The 23,365-nt window shown below is 36.7% G+C and carries 28 protein-coding genes and 1 riboswitch; of the genes, 24 read left to right on the forward strand and 4 right to left on the reverse strand.

The genetic code is table 11. The features are described from left to right. Positions 1–132 precede the first annotated feature (132 nt). On the reverse strand, positions 133–588 hold the full coding sequence (locus tag AR328_RS00930; RefSeq protein WP_231734728.1) for a hypothetical protein: 456 nt from the start codon (positions 586–588) through the stop codon (positions 133–135). Between the two features lie 131 nt (positions 589–719). Between AR328_RS00930 and AR328_RS00935 the strand changes: the two genes are divergently transcribed. The 8 genes from AR328_RS00935 to AR328_RS00970 all read left to right on the forward strand — a co-directional run bounded on the left by AR328_RS00935 (position 720) and on the right by AR328_RS00970 (position 7,548). Further along, positions 720–995, forward strand: a complete 276-nt coding sequence (locus AR328_RS00935; protein ID WP_066288055.1) for a hypothetical protein — start codon at positions 720–722, stop codon at positions 993–995. A 77-nt stretch (positions 996–1,072) separates the two neighbouring features. Continuing rightward, positions 1,073–2,527, forward strand: a complete 1,455-nt coding sequence (locus tag AR328_RS00940; protein WP_066288058.1) for a spore germination protein — start codon at positions 1,073–1,075, stop codon at positions 2,525–2,527. Then, positions 2,517–3,617 (forward strand): GerAB/ArcD/ProY family transporter, encoded by a 1,101-nt coding sequence (locus AR328_RS00945; protein WP_066288062.1) that lies wholly within the window; start codon positions 2,517–2,519, stop codon positions 3,615–3,617. Before AR328_RS00940 ends, AR328_RS00945 begins: the two co-directional genes overlap by 11 nt. Beyond that, the gene (locus tag AR328_RS00950; protein WP_066288065.1) at positions 3,601–4,716 is read left to right on the forward strand and encodes a Ger(x)C family spore germination protein; all 1,116 of its coding nucleotides are present in this window, start codon (positions 3,601–3,603) and stop codon (positions 4,714–4,716) included. The genes AR328_RS00945 and AR328_RS00950 overlap by 17 nt, the downstream gene beginning before the upstream one ends. 75 nt (positions 4,717–4,791) lie before the next feature. Beyond that, complete coding sequence (locus AR328_RS00955; protein WP_066288067.1) at positions 4,792–5,301, forward strand: DUF3189 family protein; 510 nt, start codon at positions 4,792–4,794, stop codon at positions 5,299–5,301. A gap of 126 nt (positions 5,302–5,427) precedes the next feature. Beyond that, positions 5,428–6,015 (forward strand): branched-chain amino acid aminotransferase, encoded by a 588-nt coding sequence (locus AR328_RS00960; RefSeq protein WP_066288070.1) that lies wholly within the window; start codon positions 5,428–5,430, stop codon positions 6,013–6,015. A 78-nt stretch (positions 6,016–6,093) separates the two neighbouring features. Beyond that, positions 6,094–6,504, forward strand: coding sequence for a DUF1259 domain-containing protein (locus AR328_RS00965; RefSeq protein WP_066288073.1), 411 nt, complete (start codon positions 6,094–6,096; stop codon positions 6,502–6,504). A gap of 126 nt (positions 6,505–6,630) precedes the next feature. Next, entirely contained in the window at positions 6,631–7,548 is a 918-nt protein-coding gene (locus tag AR328_RS00970) for a DUF1002 domain-containing protein (RefSeq protein ID WP_066288076.1), read from the forward strand. A 36-nt stretch (positions 7,549–7,584) separates the two neighbouring features. Here AR328_RS00970 and AR328_RS00975 read toward each other — a convergent pair whose 3' ends face one another. Further along, positions 7,585–7,947, reverse strand: coding sequence for a hypothetical protein (locus AR328_RS00975; protein WP_066288080.1), 363 nt, complete (start codon positions 7,945–7,947; stop codon positions 7,585–7,587). Positions 7,948–8,078: 131 nt separating this feature from the next. Between AR328_RS00975 and AR328_RS00980 the strand changes: the two genes are divergently transcribed. The 16 genes from AR328_RS00980 to AR328_RS01055 all read left to right on the forward strand — a co-directional run bounded on the left by AR328_RS00980 (position 8,079) and on the right by AR328_RS01055 (position 21,723). Next, a complete protein-coding gene (locus tag AR328_RS00980; RefSeq protein ID WP_066288083.1) occupies positions 8,079–9,116 on the forward strand; it encodes a fatty acid desaturase in 1,038 nt (345 codons plus the stop codon). A gap of 119 nt (positions 9,117–9,235) precedes the next feature. After that, entirely contained in the window at positions 9,236–10,357 is a 1,122-nt protein-coding gene (locus tag AR328_RS00985; RefSeq protein ID WP_066288085.1) for a sensor histidine kinase, read from the forward strand. A gap of 11 nt (positions 10,358–10,368) precedes the next feature. Further along, positions 10,369–10,968, forward strand: a complete 600-nt coding sequence (locus AR328_RS00990; RefSeq protein WP_066288087.1) for a response regulator transcription factor — start codon at positions 10,369–10,371, stop codon at positions 10,966–10,968. Between the two features lie 204 nt (positions 10,969–11,172). After that, the gene (locus tag AR328_RS00995) at positions 11,173–12,243 is read left to right on the forward strand and encodes a branched-chain amino acid aminotransferase (protein ID WP_066288090.1); all 1,071 of its coding nucleotides are present in this window, start codon (positions 11,173–11,175) and stop codon (positions 12,241–12,243) included. Positions 12,244–12,338: 95 nt separating this feature from the next. Further along, a riboswitch (TPP riboswitch) is annotated at positions 12,339–12,429 on the forward strand. A 113-nt stretch (positions 12,430–12,542) separates the two neighbouring features. Continuing rightward, positions 12,543–13,232: a thiaminase II gene (gene tenA / locus AR328_RS01000; protein WP_066288092.1), complete on the forward strand. Its 690-nt coding sequence runs from the start codon at positions 12,543–12,545 to the stop codon at positions 13,230–13,232. A 19-nt stretch (positions 13,233–13,251) separates the two neighbouring features. Further along, positions 13,252–13,995 (forward strand): ABC transporter ATP-binding protein, encoded by a 744-nt coding sequence (locus tag AR328_RS01005; RefSeq protein WP_066288097.1) that lies wholly within the window; start codon positions 13,252–13,254, stop codon positions 13,993–13,995. Further along, a complete protein-coding gene (locus AR328_RS01010; RefSeq protein ID WP_066288102.1) occupies positions 13,982–14,749 on the forward strand; it encodes an ABC transporter permease in 768 nt (255 codons plus the stop codon). The genes AR328_RS01005 and AR328_RS01010 overlap by 14 nt, the downstream gene beginning before the upstream one ends. 24 nt (positions 14,750–14,773) lie before the next feature. After that, positions 14,774–15,802 carry an ABC transporter substrate-binding protein gene (locus tag AR328_RS01015; protein WP_066288107.1) on the forward strand — a complete coding sequence of 343 codons (1,029 nt, stop codon included), beginning with the start codon at positions 14,774–14,776 and terminating at the stop codon, positions 15,800–15,802. Positions 15,803–15,807: 5 nt separating this feature from the next. Next, the gene (gene thiW / locus AR328_RS01020) at positions 15,808–16,329 is read left to right on the forward strand and encodes an energy coupling factor transporter S component ThiW (RefSeq protein ID WP_066288110.1); all 522 of its coding nucleotides are present in this window, start codon (positions 15,808–15,810) and stop codon (positions 16,327–16,329) included. Further along, positions 16,298–17,113, forward strand: a complete 816-nt coding sequence (gene thiD, locus AR328_RS01025) for a bifunctional hydroxymethylpyrimidine kinase/phosphomethylpyrimidine kinase (RefSeq protein ID WP_066288115.1) — start codon at positions 16,298–16,300, stop codon at positions 17,111–17,113. The genes thiW and thiD overlap by 32 nt, the downstream gene beginning before the upstream one ends. A gap of 25 nt (positions 17,114–17,138) precedes the next feature. Next, positions 17,139–17,942 (forward strand): hydroxyethylthiazole kinase, encoded by an 804-nt coding sequence (gene thiM, locus AR328_RS01030; protein WP_066288118.1) that lies wholly within the window; start codon positions 17,139–17,141, stop codon positions 17,940–17,942. Further along, a complete protein-coding gene (gene thiE, locus AR328_RS01035; RefSeq protein ID WP_066288121.1) occupies positions 17,939–18,556 on the forward strand; it encodes a thiamine phosphate synthase in 618 nt (205 codons plus the stop codon). The genes thiM and thiE overlap by 4 nt, the downstream gene beginning before the upstream one ends. Before the next feature lie 185 nt (positions 18,557–18,741). Next, the gene (locus AR328_RS01040) at positions 18,742–19,806 is read left to right on the forward strand and encodes an ABC transporter substrate-binding protein (protein WP_066288128.1); all 1,065 of its coding nucleotides are present in this window, start codon (positions 18,742–18,744) and stop codon (positions 19,804–19,806) included. Between the two features lie 4 nt (positions 19,807–19,810). Continuing rightward, on the forward strand, positions 19,811–20,584 hold the full coding sequence (locus AR328_RS01045; protein ID WP_066288131.1) for an ABC transporter ATP-binding protein: 774 nt from the start codon (positions 19,811–19,813) through the stop codon (positions 20,582–20,584). A 3-nt stretch (positions 20,585–20,587) separates the two neighbouring features. Then, positions 20,588–21,379 carry an ABC transporter permease gene (locus tag AR328_RS01050; RefSeq protein ID WP_066288134.1) on the forward strand — a complete coding sequence of 264 codons (792 nt, stop codon included), beginning with the start codon at positions 20,588–20,590 and terminating at the stop codon, positions 21,377–21,379. Positions 21,380–21,402: 23 nt separating this feature from the next. Further along, the gene (locus AR328_RS01055; protein WP_066288136.1) at positions 21,403–21,723 is read left to right on the forward strand and encodes a rhodanese-like domain-containing protein; all 321 of its coding nucleotides are present in this window, start codon (positions 21,403–21,405) and stop codon (positions 21,721–21,723) included. Positions 21,724–21,766: 43 nt separating this feature from the next. Here the strand turns inward: AR328_RS01055 and AR328_RS01060 are convergent, their stop codons facing one another. Together AR328_RS01060 and AR328_RS01065 are read right to left on the reverse strand one after the other, a co-directional pair. Then, a complete protein-coding gene (locus tag AR328_RS01060; RefSeq protein WP_231734729.1) occupies positions 21,767–22,222 on the reverse strand; it encodes a CBO0543 family protein in 456 nt (151 codons plus the stop codon). Beyond that, positions 22,149–23,294 (reverse strand): DUF2515 domain-containing protein, encoded by a 1,146-nt coding sequence (locus tag AR328_RS01065; protein ID WP_442854424.1) that lies wholly within the window; start codon positions 23,292–23,294, stop codon positions 22,149–22,151. Before AR328_RS01065 ends, AR328_RS01060 begins: the two co-directional genes overlap by 74 nt. Between the last annotated feature and the right edge of the window lie 71 nt (positions 23,295–23,365).

The raw sequence follows: 23,365 nt of genomic DNA on the forward strand, positions 1-23,365 counted from the left end.
ATTGTAGGTCTGTTGCTTTTTCCTGTGTAAAAAAGAAGATGAAAATAACGATAGAGAGAGCAAGAAGAAATCTTCCACCTTCTGAAAGCCTGATTACAGGTAAATCAGTTAATGGCATACATACCAATCCCTTCAAATGTTTCTAAAAATTGTTGGATCAACAAGAAAATACTTCGTTACTATTTTTTTATAAAATTTATATTCTCGTTTTAAGCATGGAAGTGTCGGTTCATGTTTCGGCGACCCAAAAATTGGACCACTTACGACAATTGAGAACCTGCTTGAACCTATGAACACGCCAATAATCTGAATCTCATCAATAATTAAAAGAACGGCAACAATGACATCAACAATGTCTATTATCGTATTTACAAATGGTTCATCACGACATTTACTTTGGAGGCGACCTCTTCCAAAAATTGGACCGCTTAAAGAAAGATTAAATTCTCCTGGGTTAACGAAAACACCAACAAGTGTAATTTGACCAGTCAATAATAAAAAAGCTGTAACTAAATTAAGATCCCGTTGGAGGGAAGCGATGAGTCGAAGATCTCTTTGAAGTTCTGTTTCATTTTGCAATGTGCCCACACCCTCCCAAGTATTTTATTCAGACTAAACTAAAGTGTTAACTATTATGGGAAGTATTAGAGGTATGTAAAATTCACCTTTTGTATAAATAGGAAATAAAAGGAGAACTTATGGATAAGGTGGTGGGATCAATGGATTTTCCAACAATTCACACGAATTTTTGGGATGCGGTCGTAGCAATACCTATAATTATCATAATCACTCAGCTAATCAAGATTTTTTTTAAAACACCGAAAAAGTTTGTTCCTTTGATTGCCATATTACTTGGTTTAGGAATTTCCATTTTTATTAGCCATAGACATAATCTTATTGCTGGATTATTTATGGGGTATTTTTATGGATATGCAGCAATTGGAAGTTACGCCGCTTTAAAAACTTCATTAATCGCCTTTAGGAACAATAATTAGGTTTATTTTTAAAAATGACAATCCATGATTACAACGTTGATGAAAAAAATTCGAATTTGTTTGGCGGGGGATAGGAAATGCATCGTCATAGAAACAACCTTATAGATCAAATAAAAGAAACATTTATGGAATCAGGTGATTTTTCATTTAAAAAATTAAAAAACAGAGACTTCATGATTGAAATTTTATTTTTATCTAGTTTAGTTTCAATAGAAAAATTTTCAGAAAGTATTATTCCTTATTTGACAAAACTAGAAGATTCCCTTTTTTTAGATTATCTAAATAATATCAAGAGTTTCCAAACAAAAGACTTTGATGAAGCTGTAGAAGCGCTTTTAAACGGACATGTTGGAATAATTGCCAGAAATAAGGATGAAATATTTCTAATCAATATGTCTGATCCTATTCAAAGATCAATTGAAGAGCCTAAATCAGAATTAATAGTTCGTGGCTCCCATGCAGGATTTGTAGAAAGATTAACAACCAATATACACTTAGTTAGAACGCTTATAAATGATAGAAATTTAATCGTTCATTTATTAGAACTTGGGTCAAAAACGACAACAAGTGCTGCTATTATTTATCGGGATGATCTTGTCAACAAAGAGATCTTAACGGAAGTAAAAAGAAGGCTTTCTTATATGAATATGGAAACAGATATTGTAATTAGCCCTGGCTTTATTGAGGAATTTATTGAGGACGATCCATTCACAGTATTTCCGCAAATATTATATACTGAAAGGCCCGATCGTGTTAAGGCGAATATTATGGATGGACGTATTGCGATTATGACGGAGGGAAGTCCAGCGGCTTTAATTGTTCCTGTCAATTTCTTCTCCTTTTATCAATCACCTGATGATTATAACAGCAGGTGGACGACTGCAACCTTTATTAGATTATTAAGAATGGTAAGCCTTGTGATCGCTATAACTTTCCCATCTATTTATATTGGAGTCGTTTCCTTTCATTTGGAAGTATTGCCGTATGAGTTAGTAATTCCTATGAAAAATGCAGTAGAGGGTATTCCTTATCCACCAATAATTGAAGCTTTTATTATGGAATTAACAATTGAATTAATTCGTGAGGCTGGGATCAGGCTTCCTACTCCCGTAAGCCAAACGATTGGCATTGTCGGCGGTTTAGTTATTGGCGATGCTGTCGTAAAAGCAGGGATCGTTTCTAACATTATGATTGTTGTTGTTGCCATTACTGCTATTTCATCATTTGTCGTTCCATCAAATGAACTAAGTGCCGCCGTTAGATTATTAAGGTTTCCTCTTATGCTAATGGCTGCAACATTTGGATTTTTTGGTTTAATGTTCGGCTTTATATTAATTTTAATCAAACTTTGTAAGCAGGAATCCTTTGGCGTTCCATATTTATATCCAGTTGCACCGTTTAGGGTTAGTGGATTAAAGGATTCCATTGTTAGGTTGCCTTTATGGTTAATGAAAGAACGACCTCAAGACACAATGGCAAAAAGACAAATAAAAATGAATTGGGTAAGAGGCTGGGACAAAGATGAAAAATAACTCGAATAAAATATCTCCTGCCCAGTTATTCTTTACTATTATTCAAACCCAAATAGGGGTAGGTATTTTATCCTTACCTAATACAATGGCTGAAGCTTCAAAAACTGATGGCTGGATATCACTTATCTTCGGTGGCATCATCGTGCAAATTTTTATAGTGCTTTACTATTTAATAATGAGGAAGTTTCCAAATAAAAAAGTGAAAGAAATCGTAGAGTTATTATTTGGGAAGAAAATTCGTAAAATATTTGAAATGGGTCTTTTGCTTTATGGAATTATTGTCGGCGTTCTTATTCTAATTTTATACACAAGAATTCTTGATAGATGGGTTTTACCAGAAACACCTAACTGGATTATTACCTTACTGATGGCCGTTTGTTGTTATTTCTTAGCAAAGGAAGAAATGCGAGTCATTGCAAGATTTAATGTTATCGTATCTTTTTTTCTATTTATCTTTCTAGGGTTAATCATCTATTCGCTTAAGGACGCTAATATTTTTTATATTATGCCAATTGCAAGCACAGGATGGAAGGAGATATTAATGGCCACGAAGGATGCAATTATCGCTCTTCTGGGCTTCGAAATTATTATGTTTTTAACAGCTATGACATCCGGAGACACAAAATTAAAATTCAAATTAATTACAGCTGCAAACATAGTCGTAACACTTTTCTATTTATTAGCGGTAATCGCATGCTTCTTATTTTTTAGTCCAGCTGATATCCTTTTAATTCCAGAGCCGCTGCTTTATTTAATTAAAGCCTTTTCATTTAAAATTATTGAAAGAACAGACCTTCTCTTTTTATCTATCTGGATTGTATCGGTTTTCACTTCTTTTGTATCGTATGTATACTGGGGTGCTGATTGTATAAAAGGCTTATTTAACAGCAAAAAGTCTTCTAAAAATACATTGATTATTTTAGCAATCATTTATTTCGCTGCACAATTGCCATCAGATACACAACAGTCAATAGATCAATTCAGTAAATATGCATCATTTGCAGGTTATATTATAGTTTCCATTCCTATAGTGCTCTTACCGTTTGTTCTATTCTACAGAAAGGGGCAGCAGCATGCGAAAGATCATTAATATATTACTCCTTTCAACTCTTTTATTAACAGGCTGTTGGGATCAGAACTTATTAAAAGATGTTAGTTTAATAAATAGTGTAGGATTTGATTTAGAAGATACGAATAAAATTTCAACAACTGTTTCCATTCGTACTTCAGAAGGCTCTGTAGGGTCGGGTGAACAAAGGACAAAAACCGTTACATTTTCAGAAATTGATAGCACCCCTCGGGGAGCACGTGACAAAATAGATCTGGAGGTTCCAAAAAAAATCGATGGATCCAAATTACAGGTTCTTCTCGTTGGGGAAAAGCTTGCCTTAAAAGAGTTTTACTACATATTAGATGTATTTTACAGAGATCCAAAAAATGCATTAAATGCCAAGTTAGCAATAGTTAAAGGGAAAGCTAAAGAAGTCATAAAATTAGGCAGTGAAGCTGAAATATTAATTGGTGAATATGTTTCAGATTTATTATCGAGTGCCGAAGATGCGACAATGTTGAAAAACAATGATGTTCAATCAATTGGGACAATCATCTTGGATCCAGGACAGGACATTACGATCCCGATTATTCATCGAATTGATCATAAAACAGCAAAAGTGATGGGATCCGCTCTGTTTGATGGGAAAATTTACTCTGGAAAGGATTTAAACAGGGACGACACTGTCCTATTTAACCTTTTAAATGGGCATCTTTCAAAAATGGCCAGATTTACGAAAAAGATTTACGATACAGAAAGTGTTAAAGATTTTATTACATTTGACATATCACATGCAAAAAGAAAAATTACCATAAAAGCTAAAAATCCATCAAATATTATTGTTAATATAGACCTCGAGGTAAAGGCTAGAGTTGTCGAATACCCACATGATGTTTTAGATTCGCAAAAGGAAATTCTTAAACTCAATAAAGTTCTTTCAAAAAAGCTGACAAAGCAAGCACAAAAGGTTACAAAACAGCTGCAAGAAGCAAATTGCGACGGTTTAGGAATTGGAAGACGAATGATCGCGAAGCATCATCATATATGGAAGGAACTTGACTGGCATAAGGTTTATCCAACGATAACTTTTAACTCGGACGTGAAAGTTGAAATCATTCAAAAGGGAATAATTAATTAGTTAATGAGCAGGCTTGGTTTATTTACATATTACTTGGAAATAATAACAGCAGGACTAATTAGAGGGATGATCACATTGATCTATATATATAACGATTTCGGCGGCACACATACGACATCACTTGCTGCAGCCTATCATTTGCGAAAACTTCCGACCAATCGGGTGTTGACAAGGGAAGAAATATTACACGTTCCGTATTTTAATAAGCTTGAAAAGTCGGATGCTGGAAGGATTATTTTTCATGGGAAAGATGATGAGGGGAATTCTGTTTATACTTTAGGAAGAAGATCGTCTAAGCTAGTTGTTCCCGCATTAAAAAACCTTTGTCAAATACTCGAGGAACAATTTCAAATAGATGAAAAAATTATTTTTTCCAACACATCACCAACCGTACCTTTTGCTATGACAATGGGAGGGTTTTTTTCAAGAGGGTTAAAAATCGATTTTATCGGTGTACCTTTATTAGTCGCTGGAGCAAAGAAATCGTGTTTAAATATCTATAATCTAGTACAGAATACTAAACATATTGGAAGCAGCACCCATTCCAAAGTAACTGTCATTGAAAATAAGAACTTTCAGGCGTAGAATAACAAATTACAGAAGCAAAAACAGACAGTGGGTTTAAATGTCTGTTTTTTTGTTTGCTATTCCAATGAAAAACGAGCAAAATGAATAATAATATCCAACTATGAAACAAAGGAGAACATGAATATGCTAAAGTCAAAATTTAATGCTTTTTTACTGCAAGAACTTCCGAATGTTGAATTATTTAAAGAAGAAATAGACTATGCGAAGAAACAGCAGCTGATTTCTGAAGAAATGATTATTTCAGAAAAAAACGATGACTTCCTTTTCAGCGATGCTTATATCGAGCGCAGCAATAAAGAAACAGAGGAGTTGCTTGCAGAGGAATCTGAAGAATTTCTCCATACGCCGATTCATTATTTGGAAAAACATAAACAAGAATTTATTTACATAGAAACTAGCCGTCTTAATATCGTAAGTACAGACTCTCTATGTTTAGAGGTAGATGATGTCTTTGGCACATATGAAGTGATGTTAGGGTTAAAGCTGCAGAAGAAGCATGAAAAGGCCATTAAGAGCTTTTTGATGAATGAATTAAAAGGGGATCCAAAGTTCAGTTTATTATTTTCTCAAGCCGATGGATTATGGGATTTCAACTTTGCACTTAATGGTGTGGAAGGTTTTACGGAAGAAATGACAATAGGTGAAGCGTCCAAGCTTGTTTATCTTTTTCTATTTAAGCTCTTAGAGACAGTTGAAGAAAATAATCAATAAGGAAGCATTCAATCATAAACACATTTCATAAATCTTTATTCTCATTCATATGAATCTTCTAACAAGAGGAGGGTTCATATGGATGACATAAAGGTGTTATGCAATCAATTCGGAAAAATATTGAACGGAAAAGGCAAGTTTGAGAAAGGTGTATGTTCTGTAGAAATGCAGCGTGATTTTAAAGCGTCAGTACAAGGGCGTCCAACATCATCCGTTGTTCCTGCAGGGTTTTCATTTGAGGCATTAGATCAAAACGGAACTGCTTTAAATTTGGCGGAAATCGCTATTTTAGAAGAGGAAGTCCCAGGCTTTATGCATGCGGTTGTCTCACAGGGGATTATCGTCAGCGCCTTACACAATCATTGGATATTTACAAAGCCGCATATCCTCTATATACATTTGCAATCAGTTGAACCGCCACTGAATTTTGCAAAGAAGCTTGCCTATTCCTTTCATGCTTTAAAAAGTCATCCCATTCAAAAACAATGAATCTTTATATCTAGGACGAGAATTTTTTCATCATGTGTGTTAAAATTTCTGCATGCTATACTTATGATTAATTTGTATAGCTGATAGATTGCTATAGTAGTTCAAAATTTATTGGAGAGTGTATACATGTTAAAGAAGTTAACGAAATGGATGATGATTGGATTTGTTTTTTTATTTGCAGCAAATCTCGGAACCACTGCACTCGCAGCTAATGGAAACAATGATGAAGAAAGTATTAATGAAAAATTCGGACTCCCTATCGTTGTATATGGGGAAAAATTATCCTCTGCCCAAAAGGATGAAGTACGAAAATTACTAGGCGTAAATGACACGAGTAAAGTAACTGAAATAACGGTGACTGGAGATGACCTAGTTACCTATATTAAAGGGGACAAGCGTGCGAATATGTATTCTTCCGCAAAAATCACCCGAAAAGAAGCGGGTGAAGGGCTTGTCATTAAACAAGTTACCCCAGAAAATATTACCGAAGTAACAGATGAAATGTATGCGAATGCGCTTTTAACTGCGGGGATACAGGATGCAATAGTTGAAGTGGCCTCTCCGGTGAAGGTTTCAGGACACTCGGCATTAGTCGGTATTTATAAAGCCTATGATGAAGGAAATGGCGAAGGGTTAAATACAGAGCACACCGAGGTTGCTAACGAAGAACTGAATCTTGCCACTCAATTAGCCAAAAAGGAAGGCATGGATCAAGATAAGATCACAGAGCTTTTGACAGAAATCAAAAAAGAGATTGCCAACAAAAATCCAGTATCGAAGGAAGAAATTGAACAAATCATTAACGATCAGTTAAAGACATTGGAAATCCAACTGAGTGAACAAGATCGTCAGCTGCTTATTGATTTATTTGAAAAAATGCGCAGCTTAAATATTAATTTTGACAATGTTCAATCTCAACTCGAAGATATTTCAAAGGATATTAAACAGCGCATAGAAGATGCAGTAGGTGATAAAGGGTTTCTGCAGGCCATATCCGACTTTTTTAAGAATCTAATCGACAGTATTAAAAATATTTTTTCATAATGTCAGGACCTCTATTTTCATGGAGGTCCTTATGTTTTATTCCGCATTTAGTTCAGGAAATTTTATCGGTGTATTTAATTGATAGTGATCCCTGTAAGAACGGTATGCCACAATACGTTCGTCTCCAGCATGTACGTCCAATTGAAGAATATATGAATTTCTGCATTCAAGAGAATACAGAACGTCATCCTTTTTCAATTCGTAAAAATAAAATATTTGACCCAATAGCTCCTTTTTATTAACTTTTGTATCCGGGTGTTTGCGAATAAAATCAGCCAGCTGCATAACGGTTACAGAAGAAGTGCCAGTTACTGCATAAATTCTCTCTTTAACCATGGCTGTTGTTGAATGTAAAGTTGTCTTTGCTTTCTGTAAAAACTTATTAAATATCCGGTTCATATCTTAATCTCCTCCGCCAATTATTTTTCAACCATGACATTTATCATGGTTTGTACATGACACGTATGCCTTATAATTCTAAGTTCAATTATATATAATAAGAAAAAATAGAGAGAAAGGATACACTTAATATGACCAAACAAAAGCAAATTAATTTAAGAAAACAAATGGCTCCCTACGAAAAACCAATTATGAAAGCCAGTGTTTGGCAAATGATAAATACATTAATTCCTTTTTTCTTATTATGGTTTCTTGCATATAAAAGTTTGACAGTATCCTACTTGTTAACGCTTGCATTTGCCGTTGTGGCAGCCGGTTTCCTAGTTCGGATTTTCATTATTTTTCATGATTGCTGTCACCATTCCTTCTTTAAAAATCGAACGGCTAATAAAATCGTTGGAACGATTACAGGGATTTTGACCATTTTTCCATTCAGCCAATGGCAGCACGACCATTCTGTCCATCATGCCACAAGCAGTAATTTAGATAAGCGCGGTGTAGGGGATATTTGGATGCTTACGGTTGAAGAATATATTTCTGCATCGTTTTGGCAGCGTTTAGCTTATCGATTATATCGCAATCCGTTTGTCATGTTCGGCCTTGGCCCGATTTATCAATTTTTAATCGTGAATCGCTTTAACAGAAAAGGTGCAAGAACGAAGGAGCGCTTAAATACTTACTTAACAAATATTTCAATTGTTGCATTATACAGTCTAATGTGCTGGGTGATTGGATGGGAAGCATTTGTTTTGGTTCAGGCTCCAATCTTCTTAATCTCTGGTTCAGCTGGTATATGGCTTTTCTACGTTCAGCATACATTTGAAGATTCATATTTCGAAGCGGATGAGCATTGGGAATATGTAAAAGCTGCAGTTGAAGGCAGCTCCTTTTATAAGCTTCCGAAGCTGCTGCAATGGCTGACAGGGAATATCGGTTACCACCATGTCCACCATTTAAGTCCAAGAGTGCCTAACTATAAATTAGAGGAGGCACACGAAAATACTGAACCGTTAAAAAACGTTCCCACTGTTTCTTTAAAGACAAGCATACAATCACTTCGCTTCCGACTTTGGGATGAATTAAATAATAAGTTTGTTACTTATAAAGAGGCTGCTTATTACATGAAGAAACAGAGCGAAAGAGAGAAACAGCTTAATATTATTAAATAACCCATCTTATGTTTTACTTCCTATAAATTAAGGCAGGGCCTCACATTGAATGAGAACCTTGCCTTTTTATGTTAAAATTAAAATACGGAAGAAATGATTAATTTATTTGAGGGATAAGTATGGTAAACAAGTATTTAACAACGTTAAAAAGCTCAGGAATTGCTCCATATATTTGGAGTGTTTTTAGTATCCTGCCATTTTATTTTATTTTTCAATCTTCATCAACAATTGATATTATTATTGGAATCATCCTGACAATTCTTTTTTTTGTCACATACAGGCTTGCTTTTATTTCAAAAAAGTGGCCAGTGTATTTATGGACTTGTATTTTGATCGCTATTTCCATAACAATGACCATTCATTTTCAATTTGTCTATTTTGCTTTTTATATTGCCTACTATAATGGAAATATTAAAAATCGCATCGCTTTTTTAACGCTATATATCATCCATTTAATAGCCACAACTTTTTCGATTAATTATAACTTTATCCTGAGGGATGAGCTTTTTTTAAGTCAATTGCCATTTATCATTATTATTTGGATTAGTGTCATTCTTCTTCCATTTAATTTGTATAATAAGAAAAAACAAGAGAAGCTTGAAGAACAGCTTGAATATGCGAATAAGAGAATAGCGGATCTCGTGAAACAGGAAGAACGCCAGAGAATCGCCCGGGATTTGCATGATACATTAGGGCAAAAGCTCTCACTCATTGGATTAAAGAGTGATTTAGCAAGAAGATTAGTGTACAAAGACCAGGAACAAGCACGAAATGAAATGAAGGATGTTCAGCAAACGGCTAGAACAGCATTAAATGAAGTACGAAAAATGGTTTCTCAAATGAGGGGTATACGGATAAAAGAGGAACTTGTTAGCATAAAGCAGCTTCTTGATGCAGCACAAATCGAATTCATTTGCAGCAATGAACTAAAGCTTACTAATGTATCCATTTTTCTTGAGAACATTCTCAGCATGTGTATGAAGGAAGCTGTAACCAATGTTGTTAAGCATAGCAAGGCTACTCTATGTAAAATAACAATTGAGCAAACAGCTAATGAGGTTTGTATAAAGATTAAAGATAACGGGATTGGTATTGGGAGCAATTATGACGAGTTAAAAGGCAGCGGATTACTTGGTATTAAAGAAAGGCTGGAATTTGTCAATGGCACGCTTAAAATCATTGAACAAGATGGGACTGCCATTACGATGAAAGTACCAAATGTAATAAAGCAGGCAGATTAGGAGGAACATTCATGATTCGGATTGTCATTGCAGAGGACCAGCGCATGATGTTAGGCGCATTAGGTTCACTGCTCAATTTGGAAGATGATATGGAAGTAGTCGGAAAGGCGAGCAATGGCGTAGAAGCTATTTCACTCGTAAATCAACATAATCCAGACATTTGTATAATGGACATCGAAATGCCGGAAAAAAGCGGACTTGAGGCAGCAGAAGAATTAAAGGAATCCGGTTGCAAGGTCATTATCCTAACCACCTTTGCAAGAACAGGTTATTTTCAAAGAGCATTGAAGGCCGGTGTACGAGGCTATTTATTAAAGGATAGTCCAAGTGAAGAACTGGCAGACTCAATCAGAACAGTGATGACCGGAAGAAGAATTTATGCGCCAGAATTAATGGATGATGTTTATAACGAAGAAAATCCCTTAACAGATCGGGAAAAAGCGGTTCTTGAGCTTGTGGCTGATGGAAAAAACACGAAAGAAATTGCTGATGAATTGAGCATTAAAACAGGGACAGTACGAAATTATATCTCGCAAATTCTAGACAAACTTGAGGTAAAAAACAGAATTGAGGCCATAACTCAGTCTAAGGAAAAAGGCTGGTTTAAATGATAAAAATAATTTTTTAAAATATTTGTAAAAACCTCTCGACAAATGACCATAAATTGTCGGATAATTAAAAATAACAATCACGACAATTAGAAATTATTTAAAAATAATATTTAATTCTCTTTAGTGTTAGTCCTAAGGAACTTTTTTAGTGATTGAATAAATCATATAAAGTACATAGCATATAAAAAGGCAGGGAATTGAAGAATGAAAGACCATCAAATTGAAATTAACTTAGCGACAACTAGAAAAGAAAAGCCGGCATTCGACAAGCTTGAATTCGGAAGAACCTTTACAGATCATATGTTTATTATGGACTATACGGAAGGAAAAGGCTGGCATGAACCGAGGATTGTTCCATATCAACCTATTACTTTAGACCCTGCAGCCACAATTTTTCATTATGGACAGACAGTGTTTGAAGGGTTAAAGGCCTATTTAACGCAGGATGAAAAAGTTTTTTTATTTAGGCCAAATAAAAATTTTGAGCGGTTAAACCGATCAAGCGCTCGCTTGTGCATGCCTGAACTGGATGAAGAGCTTGCATTAGAGGCATTGAAAGAGCTAATTAGAGTTGACAGAGACTGGGTCCCTAATCTTGAAGGTACGTCTTTATATATTCGTCCATTCATTATTTCAACTGAAGTCCATTTAGGTGTATCAGCTTCCTTAAACTATCAATTTATTATCATTCTTTCTCCAGTAGGTGCTTATTATAAAGAAGGAATTAACCCAGTAAAGATCGCAGTTGAAACAGAATATGTTCGTGCGGTAAAAGGCGGTACTGGTGACGCAAAAACAGCAGGAAATTATGCTGGCAGCTTGAAAGCCCAAGAGGTTTCCGGTAAAGCAGGCTATTCCCAAGTTTTATGGCTTGATGGGAAAGAAAAGAAGTACATTGAAGAAGTTGGAAGCATGAATGTCTTCTTTAAGATTAATGGCGAAATTATTACGCCTGAATTAAATGGCAGCATTTTACAAGGGGTGACCCGTGATTCCATCATTCAGCTATTAAAGCACTGGAATTTACCAATTGTTGAACGGAAAATTTCTATGGATGAAGTTTACCAAGCAAGCTTAGACGGCAAGCTGGAGGAAGCGTTTGGCACTGGAACAGCTGCTGTTATTTCACCGATAGGCGAATTTTCATGGAAAAATGAAAAATTAATTGTGAACAATGGGCAAACTGGACAATTGGCGAAAAAACTATATGAAACTTTAACTGGCATTCAAAATGGAACTGAAGAAGATCCGTTTGGCTGGACTGTTGAAGTATAAGGAACTGCTCTTAGGCAGTTCTTTTTTTAATGGAATTATTTTACTTGCATTAAATATTATTCATGCTATTCTATGTATGAATATTATAAATATTTTCATTCTACTAGGGGCGCCTTTTGAGGCTGAGATGAACCCTTCGAACCTGATCTAGATCATACTAGCGTAGGGAAGTAGTTAACGATTACGTACTTTTCAACGTATTGACTTAACCGCTTTCCTAATATGGGAAGCGGTTTTTTTATTTTTTTCGTGTGTTATCGAAACACAAAATAAATATTAATTTTCAGGAGGAGAATGTAATGGAAATGGTTAAAACGAAAAGGTTTACTGAAAGATTATTTGAAAATGTACAGCCAATTTGGGAAAAGAATCACAATCATCCTTTTGTTCAGGAATTGGGGAAGGGAATATTAGATGAAGAGAAGTTTATTCATTATTTGAAACAAGACTATGTGTATTTAATTGATTACTCCAAACTTTTTGCAGTAGGTGTGATAAAGGCGAATGATCTAGAAACAATGGGGAAGTTTGCTAAAATCCTGCATGAAACTTTGCATTTTGAAATGGAATTACATAGGATTTTTGCTGCGGAATTTGGTATTTCTCGAGAAGAATTAGAAGCAACTAAACCTACTCCTGTCAATTTGGCGTATACGAGGTATATGTTAAATGTCGCTCAAAATGGCAGTTTACCAGAAGTAGTTTCCTGTCTTCTCCCTTGTGCATGGGATTATTGGGAAATTGGGAAGCTATTAAGAAAGCAGTATGGGGAACTATTATCTACTAACCGCTATGCTAAATGGGTAGAAACGTATGATTCTGAAACCTTTGGCAATGGAGCTAAATGGCTGATTGAACTAATGGATGAACTGGCAGAAGGAAAACCAGAGCGAGAACTCGCCGTCCTAGAAGAGCATTTCCAAATGACTTCAAAATACGAGTATTTATTCTGGGATATGAACTATTACAAACAGGACTGGCCAATTTAACGAATTAGATGGTGGAAATATGACATTAGAATTAAAGAATGTATCATTTGCCTTTAAAGATAAAAGTCAAGAAAACAAAATACTGTCAAATCTAAGCTTAACAGTAACTAATGGCGAATTTGTCTCTTTGATTGGAAAAAGCGGAACAGGTAAAACAACTATATTAAAATTAATTACCGGTCTGCTTAAACAAGATCGTGGAGAGGTTTTTCTGAATGGAAAAGCAATCACGCTTGGGGATATTGGCTATATGCCCCAGCGTGATTTGCTACTCCCTTGGCGAACGATACTAGAAAACATTATGATATCAGCCGAAATTCAGAAGAAAAATGGGCTAACAAAAGACAAAGCAAGAGAGTGGCTTCAACGAGTAGGTTTACTAGAGTACGAGAATTCATTTCCAAATCAGCTATCAGGAGGGATGAGACAAAGAGTTTCTTTTCTTCGGGCCTTATTAACAGGCAAGGAATTATTATTGCTGGATGAACCGTTCGGAGCGCTTGATTCCTTAACGAAAAAAGACATGCAAGCATGGCTGCTGTCCATATGGCAGGAATTAAACAAAACGGTATTGTTTATTACCCATGATTTGGAGGAAGCATGCTTTCTAAGTGACCGAATACTCTTGTTGCACCCTGATAAAACGCTAGAAGAAATTCAGGTCAATCTGAAACGTCCTAGAAAACTTGATATGCTGCACGAAAAAGAGCTGATTACATTAAGACAAAGCCTGGAGAAGAAGATTGCCTATGAAAAAATTTAAATTATGGATACAGACTTATAGTCTATTTCTCCTATTCTTCATGACAATCTTACTCTTATTAGAATGGCTAGTACAAAGTGAGTTCATTCCTGCCTTTATCATTCCGGCACCAACAAGAGTGATAATATCAATTTTTGAAAATTGGCAGCCGCTATTGTTAGAACACTTGCCAGCTACGATGCTTGAATTTCTAATTGGATTTCTCCTAGCTGCTATGGGAGGAATTGTGTTGGCAGCAGGGATGTTTTTTTTCAAAACACTAGAAAAAATGCTTTATCCTGCAGTGCTAATTTCGCAAATGATTCCAATCATTGCCTTGTCGCCCATTTTCGTCCTTTGGTTTGGCTATACGATTTGGAGCAAGGTCGCTGTAACGATTCTTATCTCATTTTTTCCTATTGTTGTAGGCACATATGATGGACTTAAATCGAGTGATCAGGAATATAGCGAATTATTGCGTTCCATGGGCGCAAACCACTGGCAGATCTTCTTAAAGCTAAACATTCCGATGGCATTGCCTTCTTTTTTCTCAGGACTAAAGCTTGCAATCGTATATGCCCTCGTAGGAGCAACGATTGGAGAATGGCTCGGGGCTAGTGAGGGGCTTGGTTACTATAGCCGAAGGATGTCGGGGAATTTAAATGCAGAAGGAGTTTTTGCTGCTATTACGATCTTAACTTTACTTGGCATCCTTTTGTTCGCCATTGTAAAAGCAGCAGAAAAATATATGCTGAAGTGGAAAAATGCAGAATAATTTACAGTTGGAGTTGGTCAGAAAATGAAGAAAACATCGTTCAGTTGCCTTTTAATTATTATGATCGCTATTATGCTTGCAGGCTGTAACACAGGAAAAAACGAAGCTAGTCATGGATATCAACAGAAAGAGCTTGAAGATATAAGTATTATGCTTGACTGGTATCCGAATGCTGTTCATTCAGCTATTTATGTTGCTAAAGAAAAAGGCTATTTTGAAGACGAAGGTCTAGATGTAAAAATTGAAATGCCTGCTGATACGAATGATCCGTTAAAGCTTGCCGCTACCGGAAAAGTTGATTTAGCGATCAGCTATCAAAGCCAGTTGCTTGTTTCCAGAGCAGAGGATATACCAGTCGTCTCAATTGCTGCATTTGTTAGACATTCTCTTGATGCGATTATGTATAAGACTGAAAACGGCATTCAATCTCCAAAAGATTTAGAAGGGAAAAATGTTGGCTACCCGTCAGCTTCAGTAAGTGAGGCAGTTGTTGCATCAATGGTGGAAAATGATGGCGGGGATATGAGTAAAGTCAAAATGACAGATGTTGGCTGGGATTTAATGGCTTCCTTAGCGACAAATAATGTCGATGCCCTTGTTGGAGCCTACATTAATCATGAGCAAGTCCTTTTACAAAAAGAAGGCTATAACATCGATGTTCTTCGATTGCCAGATTACGGTGTGCCTGATAATTATGAACTTATTATCGTTACAGGAGAAAATACTTTAGAAAAGAAGAAAGCATCCTTTGAAAAGTTTTGGCGCGCAGTCACAAAAGGGCATAAAGACGTTAAAGAAAACCCTGATGCCGGACTCAAGGTGTTATTAGATCATGAAAATGATAGCTTTCCTTTAGATGCAGAGGTAGAAAAGAAGAGTTTAGAAATTCTTTTGCCGTTAATGGATGATGAGAGTGCACCATTCGGCTACCAGGATGAAGCGGTTTGGGAGGAAGTAGCAGATTGGCTATACGACTCAAAGGTGATTAAAGAACAAGTCGACCCAAAAGCAGCCTTTGAAAATATCGTGTCAAAAAAATTAACAAAGGAGTGACAGACATGCAAAAAACAAAAAAAATTACCTTAACTGCCATTATCGCCGCAATCACCACCGTTTCAAGCAGTTTCATTTACATTCCAGTTGGTTTTGCGAAAATTTTTCCGATTCAGCATTTTGCCAATGTCCTTTCAGCCGTTTTACTTGGACCTTGGTATGCAGTGATTCAAGCATTTATCTCTTCATCGTTAAGAAATATGCTTGGTACCGGGAGTTTATTTGCTTATCCAGGCAGTATGATTGGTGCATTTCTCGCTGCAATACTATATCGTAAAACGAAGAATTTAGGGCTTGCCGCAACAGGAGAGGTTATTGGTACAGGTATTCTTGGTGCTATGGCAACTTACCCAATTGCTGTGCTCCTGCTGGGAAAAGAAGCCACATTATTTGGATTAATCCCAGCCTTTACGATGAGCTCCTTTACTGGTGCGATTATGGGCTTTGCTCTATTAAAAAGTTTGATCAAAAACAAAGCGATTGGGGGAATGCTTCATGAAAACAGCACTTACAATCGCAGGCTCTGATTCTGGCGGGGGTGCAGGAATTCAAGCAGATTTAAAGGCCTTTGCAGCTCAAGGCGTATTTGGCATGTCAGTCATTACAGCCGTTACTGCACAAAATACACAGGAAGTTCGCTCAGTTCATAATATTGATCTATCCATCATCCAAGATCAAATAGAAGCGGTATTCGATGATATTCGAGTAGATGCTGTTAAAATCGGGATGCTTTCTACGCCTGAAACAGTGGAGGTAGTTTCCTGCTCTTTGCAAAAATATAATCCAGATTATATTGTATTAGACCCAGTCATGGTATCTAAGGGCGGACATCACTTATTACAAGAAGAAGCCATTGCAGCCCTGAAAGAAAAATTAATTCCTTTATCAACCGTTGTAACACCCAATATTCCTGAAGCAGAGGTATTAATTGGCCGTAAAATTCTCAATGAAGAAGATCTACTAGATGCTTGCTTAGTGATTAAAGCACTAGGTGCAAATTCAGTTCTTTTAAAAGGCGGGCATCTGAGCGGTGAGCCTAATGATTTATTTTATGATGGAAACAGCTTCCATTGGATAAAAGGTAAAAGAATTCACACAAAAAATACCCACGGAACAGGCTGTACACTTTCATCTGCTATCACAGCTAATTTAGCGAAGGGTGAGTCTCTATTAGAAGCTATTCATATATCAAAAAAATACATCACGACTGCTATCAGGCACAGTCTTAATATAGGGCATGGGCACGGGCCGACTAACCATTTTTACGAGCTCTATGAAAAAGCAAATCTGCTAATCAAGCAAAACTCCTAAACATTCAGGCTTGGAGGACAAATGAATGAACAAAGACGCGATTAAACATTTATTTTCGATAATAAAGGAACGCAATCCGCTTATTCATCATATTACGAATAACGTCACGATAAATGATTGTGCAAATGCAACACTTGCGATTGGGGGTTCTCCCGTCATGGCGACAAGTATTGAAGAGGTTGCGGATATGGCAAGTCTCTCAAATGCACTAGTTATTAATTTTGGCACGATCGATGATTTAACTTATCGTGCGATGATTCGAGCAGGGCAAGCCGCAAATGAAAAAGGAATTCCAGTCGTTTTTGATCCAGTCGGAGTTGGAGCTACTCCATTTAGAACGGAAAAAGCATTGGATTTTATCAAAAAAGTGCATGTTTCCATCATAAGAGGAAACGCAACGGAGGTTTTTGCCTTAATTGGCGGTAAGGCCGTAACAAGAGGGGTTGACGCTGGAGACATTTCAATTTCGAAGGAAGAACTGGCGATCAAAACAGCTAGACAGCTTAACGCAATTACAGTCATTAGCGGGGAGATAGACGTTATTTCCGATGGGAAAAAGACCGTTAAAATAGCGAATGGGGATGTTTGGCTAACCCGTATTACAGGAACAGGATGTATGACCGCTTCTTTAATCGGCTGCTTTGCGGGAATTACAGATGACCTATTTTCTGCAGCGGTCGCCGGAATGTCGGCTATGAGTTTAGCAGGTGAAAGGGCAAGAAATAGATTACAAGATTGTGATGGCATCGGGACTTACCGTATCAAGCTTATGGATGAGATCTCGTTAATGGATGAACAAATATGGGAAGAAGGTGTTCGTTTCGCATGAAACCAAACTATACATTATATTTAGTGACTGAAGAATCAGCTCCTCTTGAAAAGCTTCTCCAAACTGTTGAGAATGCTGTGAAAGGCGGAGTGACGATTGTTCAGCTCCGTGAAAAACAAAGCAGCGGAAAGCTTTTCTATGAAAAGGCAAGTAAACTAAAAGCTTTGCTTGATCGCTATCAAGTACCGCTCATTATTAACGATCGAATTGATGTTGCATTAGCCGTTCATTCAGCTGGCGTTCATATTGGTCAAAGTGATCTTCCGTTATTGTCCGTTAGAGAAATGGTACCTGACTCGATGATCGTTGGAATTTCTGTATCAACTGTAGAAGAGGCAAAAATAGCAGAAAAAAATGGCGCTGATTATATTGGTGTAGGCGCATGTTTTCCAACACAATCGAAAGACAATGCGAAAGTGCTTCCAGAAGGAATGCTTGGATCGATCATCAAGGAGGTTTCCATACCAGTAGTGGCTATTGGAGGAATCAAGCTTGAAAATATTGCGGAACTGCAAAAAAATAAACTCGCTGGATATGCCATTGTATCAGCAATTATGAAAGCAAAAAATCCTTTAGAATCGGCAGAAACTTTTAGAAAAGCTATTGACCGCTAAATTCTATGTACTCCACTATTTCTTTTAAAAAATGGTGGAGTTTTATTACTTTCATAGTAGGATACACTTTTATTACAAATATTTTCTTAAATTAAAAAGAATCTTTTTGAAAATTATGTCGATATATCATTACATATGTTATTATTTAATAATGTACAACATTAAAGTGATGGAGGAATAAAAAAGTGAAAAAATCTTTTACAATCATCTTAGCGACTTTACTTACAATAATGATCGCTCTCGTAGGGTGTGGAAAGAAAGAAGAAAATCAATCAACAGGAAATGAATCTGATGCAGGAAAAGGTCCAGAAAAAGCCTCTGTCAACATCGGAATGCTTAAATTAACGAGTTCAGCACCATTATTTATCGCATTAGAAAAAGGATTTTTCGAGGAAGAAAATATAGATGCAAAAGCTACTTGGTTTGAGGCAGCACAGCCGATTGCAGTCGCAACAGCAGGGGGCAGTGTAGATGTTGGGGCTACTGGAATTACTGCAAGTCTATATAATATGGTCGCTGGCGGACAGAAATTATGGATTGTTGCTGATAAAGGCCGAGAGCAGAAAGGCTACTCTTCATCTGCCTTGCTTGTGCCAAATGACTCAGATGTATCCAAGATTGAAGATTTAAAAGGAAAGAAAATCGGGATTACTCAAACAGGTTCTACCTTCCATTATATGGCGGGCAGAGTATTAGAAAATCATGGTTTAAGCATTGCTGACGTACAATTAGTTCCACTTAATAGTATTAAAGGTCTGATGGAAGCTTTAAATAGCAAGCAGGTAGATGCTGTCATTTTAAATGAGCCTAATATTTCAACAGTTGAGGCTGAAGGATATGGGAAAGTCATTTCTCAAATTGGAGAAGAAATCGATTATCAAACTTCAGGAATTTTCTTCTCGCCTGCTTTTGCAGAGAATAAAGATGCAGCTGTAAGGTTCTTTAAAGCGTATATTAAGGCATCTCGTTACTACTATGATGCTGTTTTAGTGAAAAAGGATGGAGAAACTGTACCAGGGGAAAACTACGATGAAGTCATAAATATCATTGCTAAGTATACGGACCAAGATCCTGAGCTTATCAAAAAAGGCCTGCCATATATGGATCGTGATGGAAAATTACTAGAGTCTGACATTCAGACACAAATTGATTGGTATGCAAAAGAGAAACTGATAGATAAGGCTATTGACAGTAAAGAAATTGTCAATACAGAGTTGTTAGAGGAAGCATTAAAAGAACTAGGGGAATAACATCATGAGAATAGTTGTAGAAGACGTCAGCAAGAAATTTGCTGATTCGAAAAAAAGGGAAGTAACGGCTCTTGAAAATATTAATTTTGCAATCGAAAATCAAGAGTTTGTCGTTCTTGTCGGCCCGAGCGGCTGCGGGAAATCTACCTTGCTTAATATTGTTGGCGGCTTAATGTCGCCTAGCGAAGGACAAGTATATTTTGAAGGCACCCAAGGAAGAGAGCCCAATTTAGGGATCGTTTTTCAGGAAATTGCTTTATTTCCTTGGCGTACTGTTTTTGAAAATGTCGTTTATGGTCTTGAAGAAAAGGGAGTCAGTAAAAAAGAAAGAGAAGAAAAAGGAAAATACTATATTGATATGGTAGGTCTAACTGGTTTTGAAGGTGCTTATCCTAAGCAGCTTTCGGGTGGAATGAAACAGCGGGCAGGTATTGCCCGTGCCCTTTCTGTCGAACCGGACCTTCTTCTCATGGATGAACCATTTTCTGCATTAGATGCTCAAACCCGAACAATTATGCAAGAGGAGCTCTTAACGATTTGGAATCGTACGAAATTAAGTACCCTATATGTTACACATAACATTCAGGAAGCTGTCTATTTAGCTGACCGAGTTATCGTATTATCCCGTCATCCAGGCAAAATCAAAAGCATTATTCATATTGATTTACCGAAAATGGGCCGGGATGAAGATAAGTATCGCAGTCAATTTGAACAATATTCCACTGATATTTGGAATTTAATACGCCATGATGCCCAGGAAGCATTAAAGGAGGCGTAGAAAATGAGTGAAAATAAACAAATCATCAAAAATCGAGTCGGGTTTCTTGAAAAGAAAATACCAACCTATGCATCCGTATTAGGCATTACAGGGCTTTTGCTCATTTGGGAACTCGTTTGCCGAATGAACATCGTCCCGCCGCTTTTCTTACCGGCACCAACAGCCATTGTCACAGCTGGCTGGGAATTGATTAGCAGCGGGGAGCTCATGAAAAACTTATTAGCAAGTTTATATCGAATTGGCTGGGGCTACCTACTTGGAGCTACTGTAGGTATTATTATTGGTCTCATTCTTGGCTTTTCAAAATGGGCCGATGCTATCTTTACACCTATTGTATATTCAATTTATCCGATACCAAAAATCGCGTTACTCCCGCTTATTATCTTATGGTTCGGAATTGGGGAATTGCCAAAAGTCGCCATTATTGCGCTAGGTGTATTTTTTCCAGTATTAATTAACACATTTTCCGGAGTAAAAAGTGTAGACCAAATCTTAATAAAAGCGGCAGTCACCTTTGGGTCCAATCATTTCAATGTGATTCGAAAGGTCATATTGCCTGGAGCGCTTCCAACCATTTTTGCAGGTCTTAAGTTGGCAGCTGGTACAGCTCTTTTGCTATTAGTATCTGCTGAAATGATTGCTGCACAGTATGGAATTGGCGCAATGGTGCTGCATTACGGGAACCTGATGATTACGAATAAATTAATGGTGGGCGTTTTATTACTTTCGTTTTTAGGATTGCTTTTTAACCGGGTGCTTCAGTGGCTGGAAAGAAAGCTTATTCCGTGGAAATAGAACAATAAAGGTGGTCTTTAAACATGAAAACAATGACTGCATCAGAACTTGCTGAAAAACTCACTAAGAATGAAGAAGTGTGTATTCTTGACGTAAGATCGTCTGAAAAATATAATGCCTACCATATTGATAATGAAAATGTTCGCAGTTTAAACATTGAAAAATCGAATATTTTTACTTTTAACGAAGAAGTGGTTTCGTCATTGCCGAAGAACCAAGAAATCATCGTCACTTGCACGACAGGCAATTCCGCAAGAAAATGTGCTGACATACTGTCTGAGAAAGGCTTTGATGTTACCGTGCTATCAGGCGGCGTTACTGCCTGGAAGGAAATAAATGATTAAGACACACGAAAGAAGCAGCCGATTAGGCTGCTTTTCATTATGTTCAACGTGAATCTGATTTAAAGGCCATTCGATTAAATAAATAAACAAAGACTAGAAATATCGTATAACCGCAAAAGGAATACGAGTGCTTCCAAGAATCTTCATGGATAAAAAATCCGATTTCCTCTGCAAACTTTTCTGCGCATGCTGCAAGTAAGCTAACAACCAAAATAAGGACAGCTTTTTTCCAAACATTTAACCTGTTCATCAATAATAGAAAGATAGAAACGAAAAGAGGTAATCCAATTAAAGTAAACATTATATTTATGGAGAAAACTTCTGGAAAAATTCTTTTTGGAAAAGAATACATGCCAATCCCAACAAAAACTAGATCAAGATACGTCCCAATTAATGATGCAAGAAGAAGGGCGGGAATCATCTTTTTAATCTCGCAGAAAAATGGCCTTTTTTGTAATTCCTGCAAGTTCGATCCTTTCAAGTGTTTTGCAATAGTCATTTTCGATCTCTCCATCAACTTTTTCTTCGGTTGCAGCCAAGTATTGAACGACCTTCCAATCGTTAAACCAGTCCCCTGGTTCAGCTGGCTGATGTACTTTATTTCTCCATGCAAATTCAAGCCTCGGACTGTACAATTTAGATGAACCTTGAGCAATCTTGCAAGATTTAATACTAGGATTCAGCAACGTTCCTGGGGCCCCTTCATTGATATTGTTAAACATATGCGGCCAATAATCCTTTCGCGAACCAGTATGTGGATTTTCATTAGCCCATTCTTTCACTAATAAATATCTTTCTTTATTGCTGAATAAAACGGCATATAATCTTTTTCCTAACAAGATCCGCTCATGCAAGCTTTCAAAATGGCGCAGTGTCTGCCCATTCAGCTTCATGATCCCATTTTCTAAAAATGGAAAAAGAATATGGTTCATCGAGAGGAAATCCTGCAGCATAAATTCTAATGTGTTAAGGACATTCTTTTTGTATGTGGGATGTTTAAGCACCCTTTCTTCAAGATAGCTTTGTTCATTAACTACTAGAGCCATAGTAAGAATATATGGATCACGATTATACAAAAAATGATTCCAAATCGTTTCCATGAACGAGGATATATGTAAATGAGGCAATAGGTGAAAAAAGTTTCTTCCCCACTTCAGGCTTTCTTCATAGATTAAAAATTGCGGGTAAGCATCTTGAAAAATCAGCCAATTCCCACGTTCCAAAAACGAAAAGAACGAATCAGCTTCTTTTCTTGAAAGCAACCTCTTTAATAAGCTCCCCTTTAAATCCGTCATATTCCAGCCGCCATTTCGCGATACCATGTGCCCGAGAAAGGCCCAGTGAATCTCTGGAAACCGATTATAGAAATCTAAATATGCTTTCGTTCGAGTGATATTATTTTTATTTAGCAGACTTGTCCGAGCTTTAATTCTTTGAAGAAGGGACTTTTCATCGAGGGAGAGCTCAGCTTTGATATTTGGCATTCCGCTTTTTTTCTTTAAATCTTTCTTTATATGAATAAGAGTTTCGGAAAGCGGCGGTTTGTTTTGTTGAAAAATGTTTAATAAGATGATAATCACCTTCTCAAAGAATTCTCCGGTTCAGAGATGAATATGTATTTTGTAAGACGCAATTTGCTAAG

It is taken from the genome of Bacillus sp. FJAT-29937, from assembly GCF_001509555.1.
Taxonomy (GTDB): domain Bacteria; phylum Bacillota; class Bacilli; order Bacillales; family Cytobacillaceae; genus Cytobacillus.

Coding starts and splice junctions, on each gene's coding strand:
- AR328_RS01060 (WP_231734729.1), bottom strand. CDS start 22,222: ATGACTATTGCAAAACACTTGAAAGGATCGAACTTGCAGGAATTACAA.
- thiE (WP_066288121.1), top strand. CDS start 17,939: ATGAAACCAAACTATACATTATATTTAGTGACTGAAGAATCAGCTCCT.
- thiD (WP_066288115.1), top strand. CDS start 16,298: ATGAAAACAGCACTTACAATCGCAGGCTCTGATTCTGGCGGGGGTGCA.
- AR328_RS00940 (WP_066288058.1), top strand. CDS start 1,073: ATGCATCGTCATAGAAACAACCTTATAGATCAAATAAAAGAAACATTT.
- AR328_RS00980 (WP_066288083.1), top strand. CDS start 8,079: ATGACCAAACAAAAGCAAATTAATTTAAGAAAACAAATGGCTCCCTAC.
- AR328_RS00950 (WP_066288065.1), top strand. CDS start 3,601: ATGCGAAAGATCATTAATATATTACTCCTTTCAACTCTTTTATTAACA.
- AR328_RS00995 (WP_066288090.1), top strand. CDS start 11,173: ATGAAAGACCATCAAATTGAAATTAACTTAGCGACAACTAGAAAAGAA.
- AR328_RS01005 (WP_066288097.1), top strand. CDS start 13,252: ATGACATTAGAATTAAAGAATGTATCATTTGCCTTTAAAGATAAAAGT.
- AR328_RS00945 (WP_066288062.1), top strand. CDS start 2,517: ATGAAAAATAACTCGAATAAAATATCTCCTGCCCAGTTATTCTTTACT.
- AR328_RS01055 (WP_066288136.1), top strand. CDS start 21,403: ATGAAAACAATGACTGCATCAGAACTTGCTGAAAAACTCACTAAGAAT.
- AR328_RS00985 (WP_066288085.1), top strand. CDS start 9,236: ATGGTAAACAAGTATTTAACAACGTTAAAAAGCTCAGGAATTGCTCCA.
- thiM (WP_066288118.1), top strand. CDS start 17,139: ATGAACAAAGACGCGATTAAACATTTATTTTCGATAATAAAGGAACGC.
- AR328_RS00960 (WP_066288070.1), top strand. CDS start 5,428: ATGCTAAAGTCAAAATTTAATGCTTTTTTACTGCAAGAACTTCCGAAT.
- AR328_RS01010 (WP_066288102.1), top strand. CDS start 13,982: ATGAAAAAATTTAAATTATGGATACAGACTTATAGTCTATTTCTCCTA.
- AR328_RS01015 (WP_066288107.1), top strand. CDS start 14,774: ATGAAGAAAACATCGTTCAGTTGCCTTTTAATTATTATGATCGCTATT.
- AR328_RS01050 (WP_066288134.1), top strand. CDS start 20,588: ATGAGTGAAAATAAACAAATCATCAAAAATCGAGTCGGGTTTCTTGAA.
- AR328_RS00970 (WP_066288076.1), top strand. CDS start 6,631: ATGTTAAAGAAGTTAACGAAATGGATGATGATTGGATTTGTTTTTTTA.
- thiW (WP_066288110.1), top strand. CDS start 15,808: ATGCAAAAAACAAAAAAAATTACCTTAACTGCCATTATCGCCGCAATC.
- AR328_RS00975 (WP_066288080.1), bottom strand. CDS start 7,947: ATGAACCGGATATTTAATAAGTTTTTACAGAAAGCAAAGACAACTTTA.
- tenA (WP_066288092.1), top strand. CDS start 12,543: ATGGAAATGGTTAAAACGAAAAGGTTTACTGAAAGATTATTTGAAAAT.
- AR328_RS01045 (WP_066288131.1), top strand. CDS start 19,811: ATGAGAATAGTTGTAGAAGACGTCAGCAAGAAATTTGCTGATTCGAAA.
- AR328_RS00990 (WP_066288087.1), top strand. CDS start 10,369: ATGATTCGGATTGTCATTGCAGAGGACCAGCGCATGATGTTAGGCGCA.
- AR328_RS00965 (WP_066288073.1), top strand. CDS start 6,094: ATGGATGACATAAAGGTGTTATGCAATCAATTCGGAAAAATATTGAAC.
- AR328_RS00935 (WP_066288055.1), top strand. CDS start 720: ATGGATTTTCCAACAATTCACACGAATTTTTGGGATGCGGTCGTAGCA.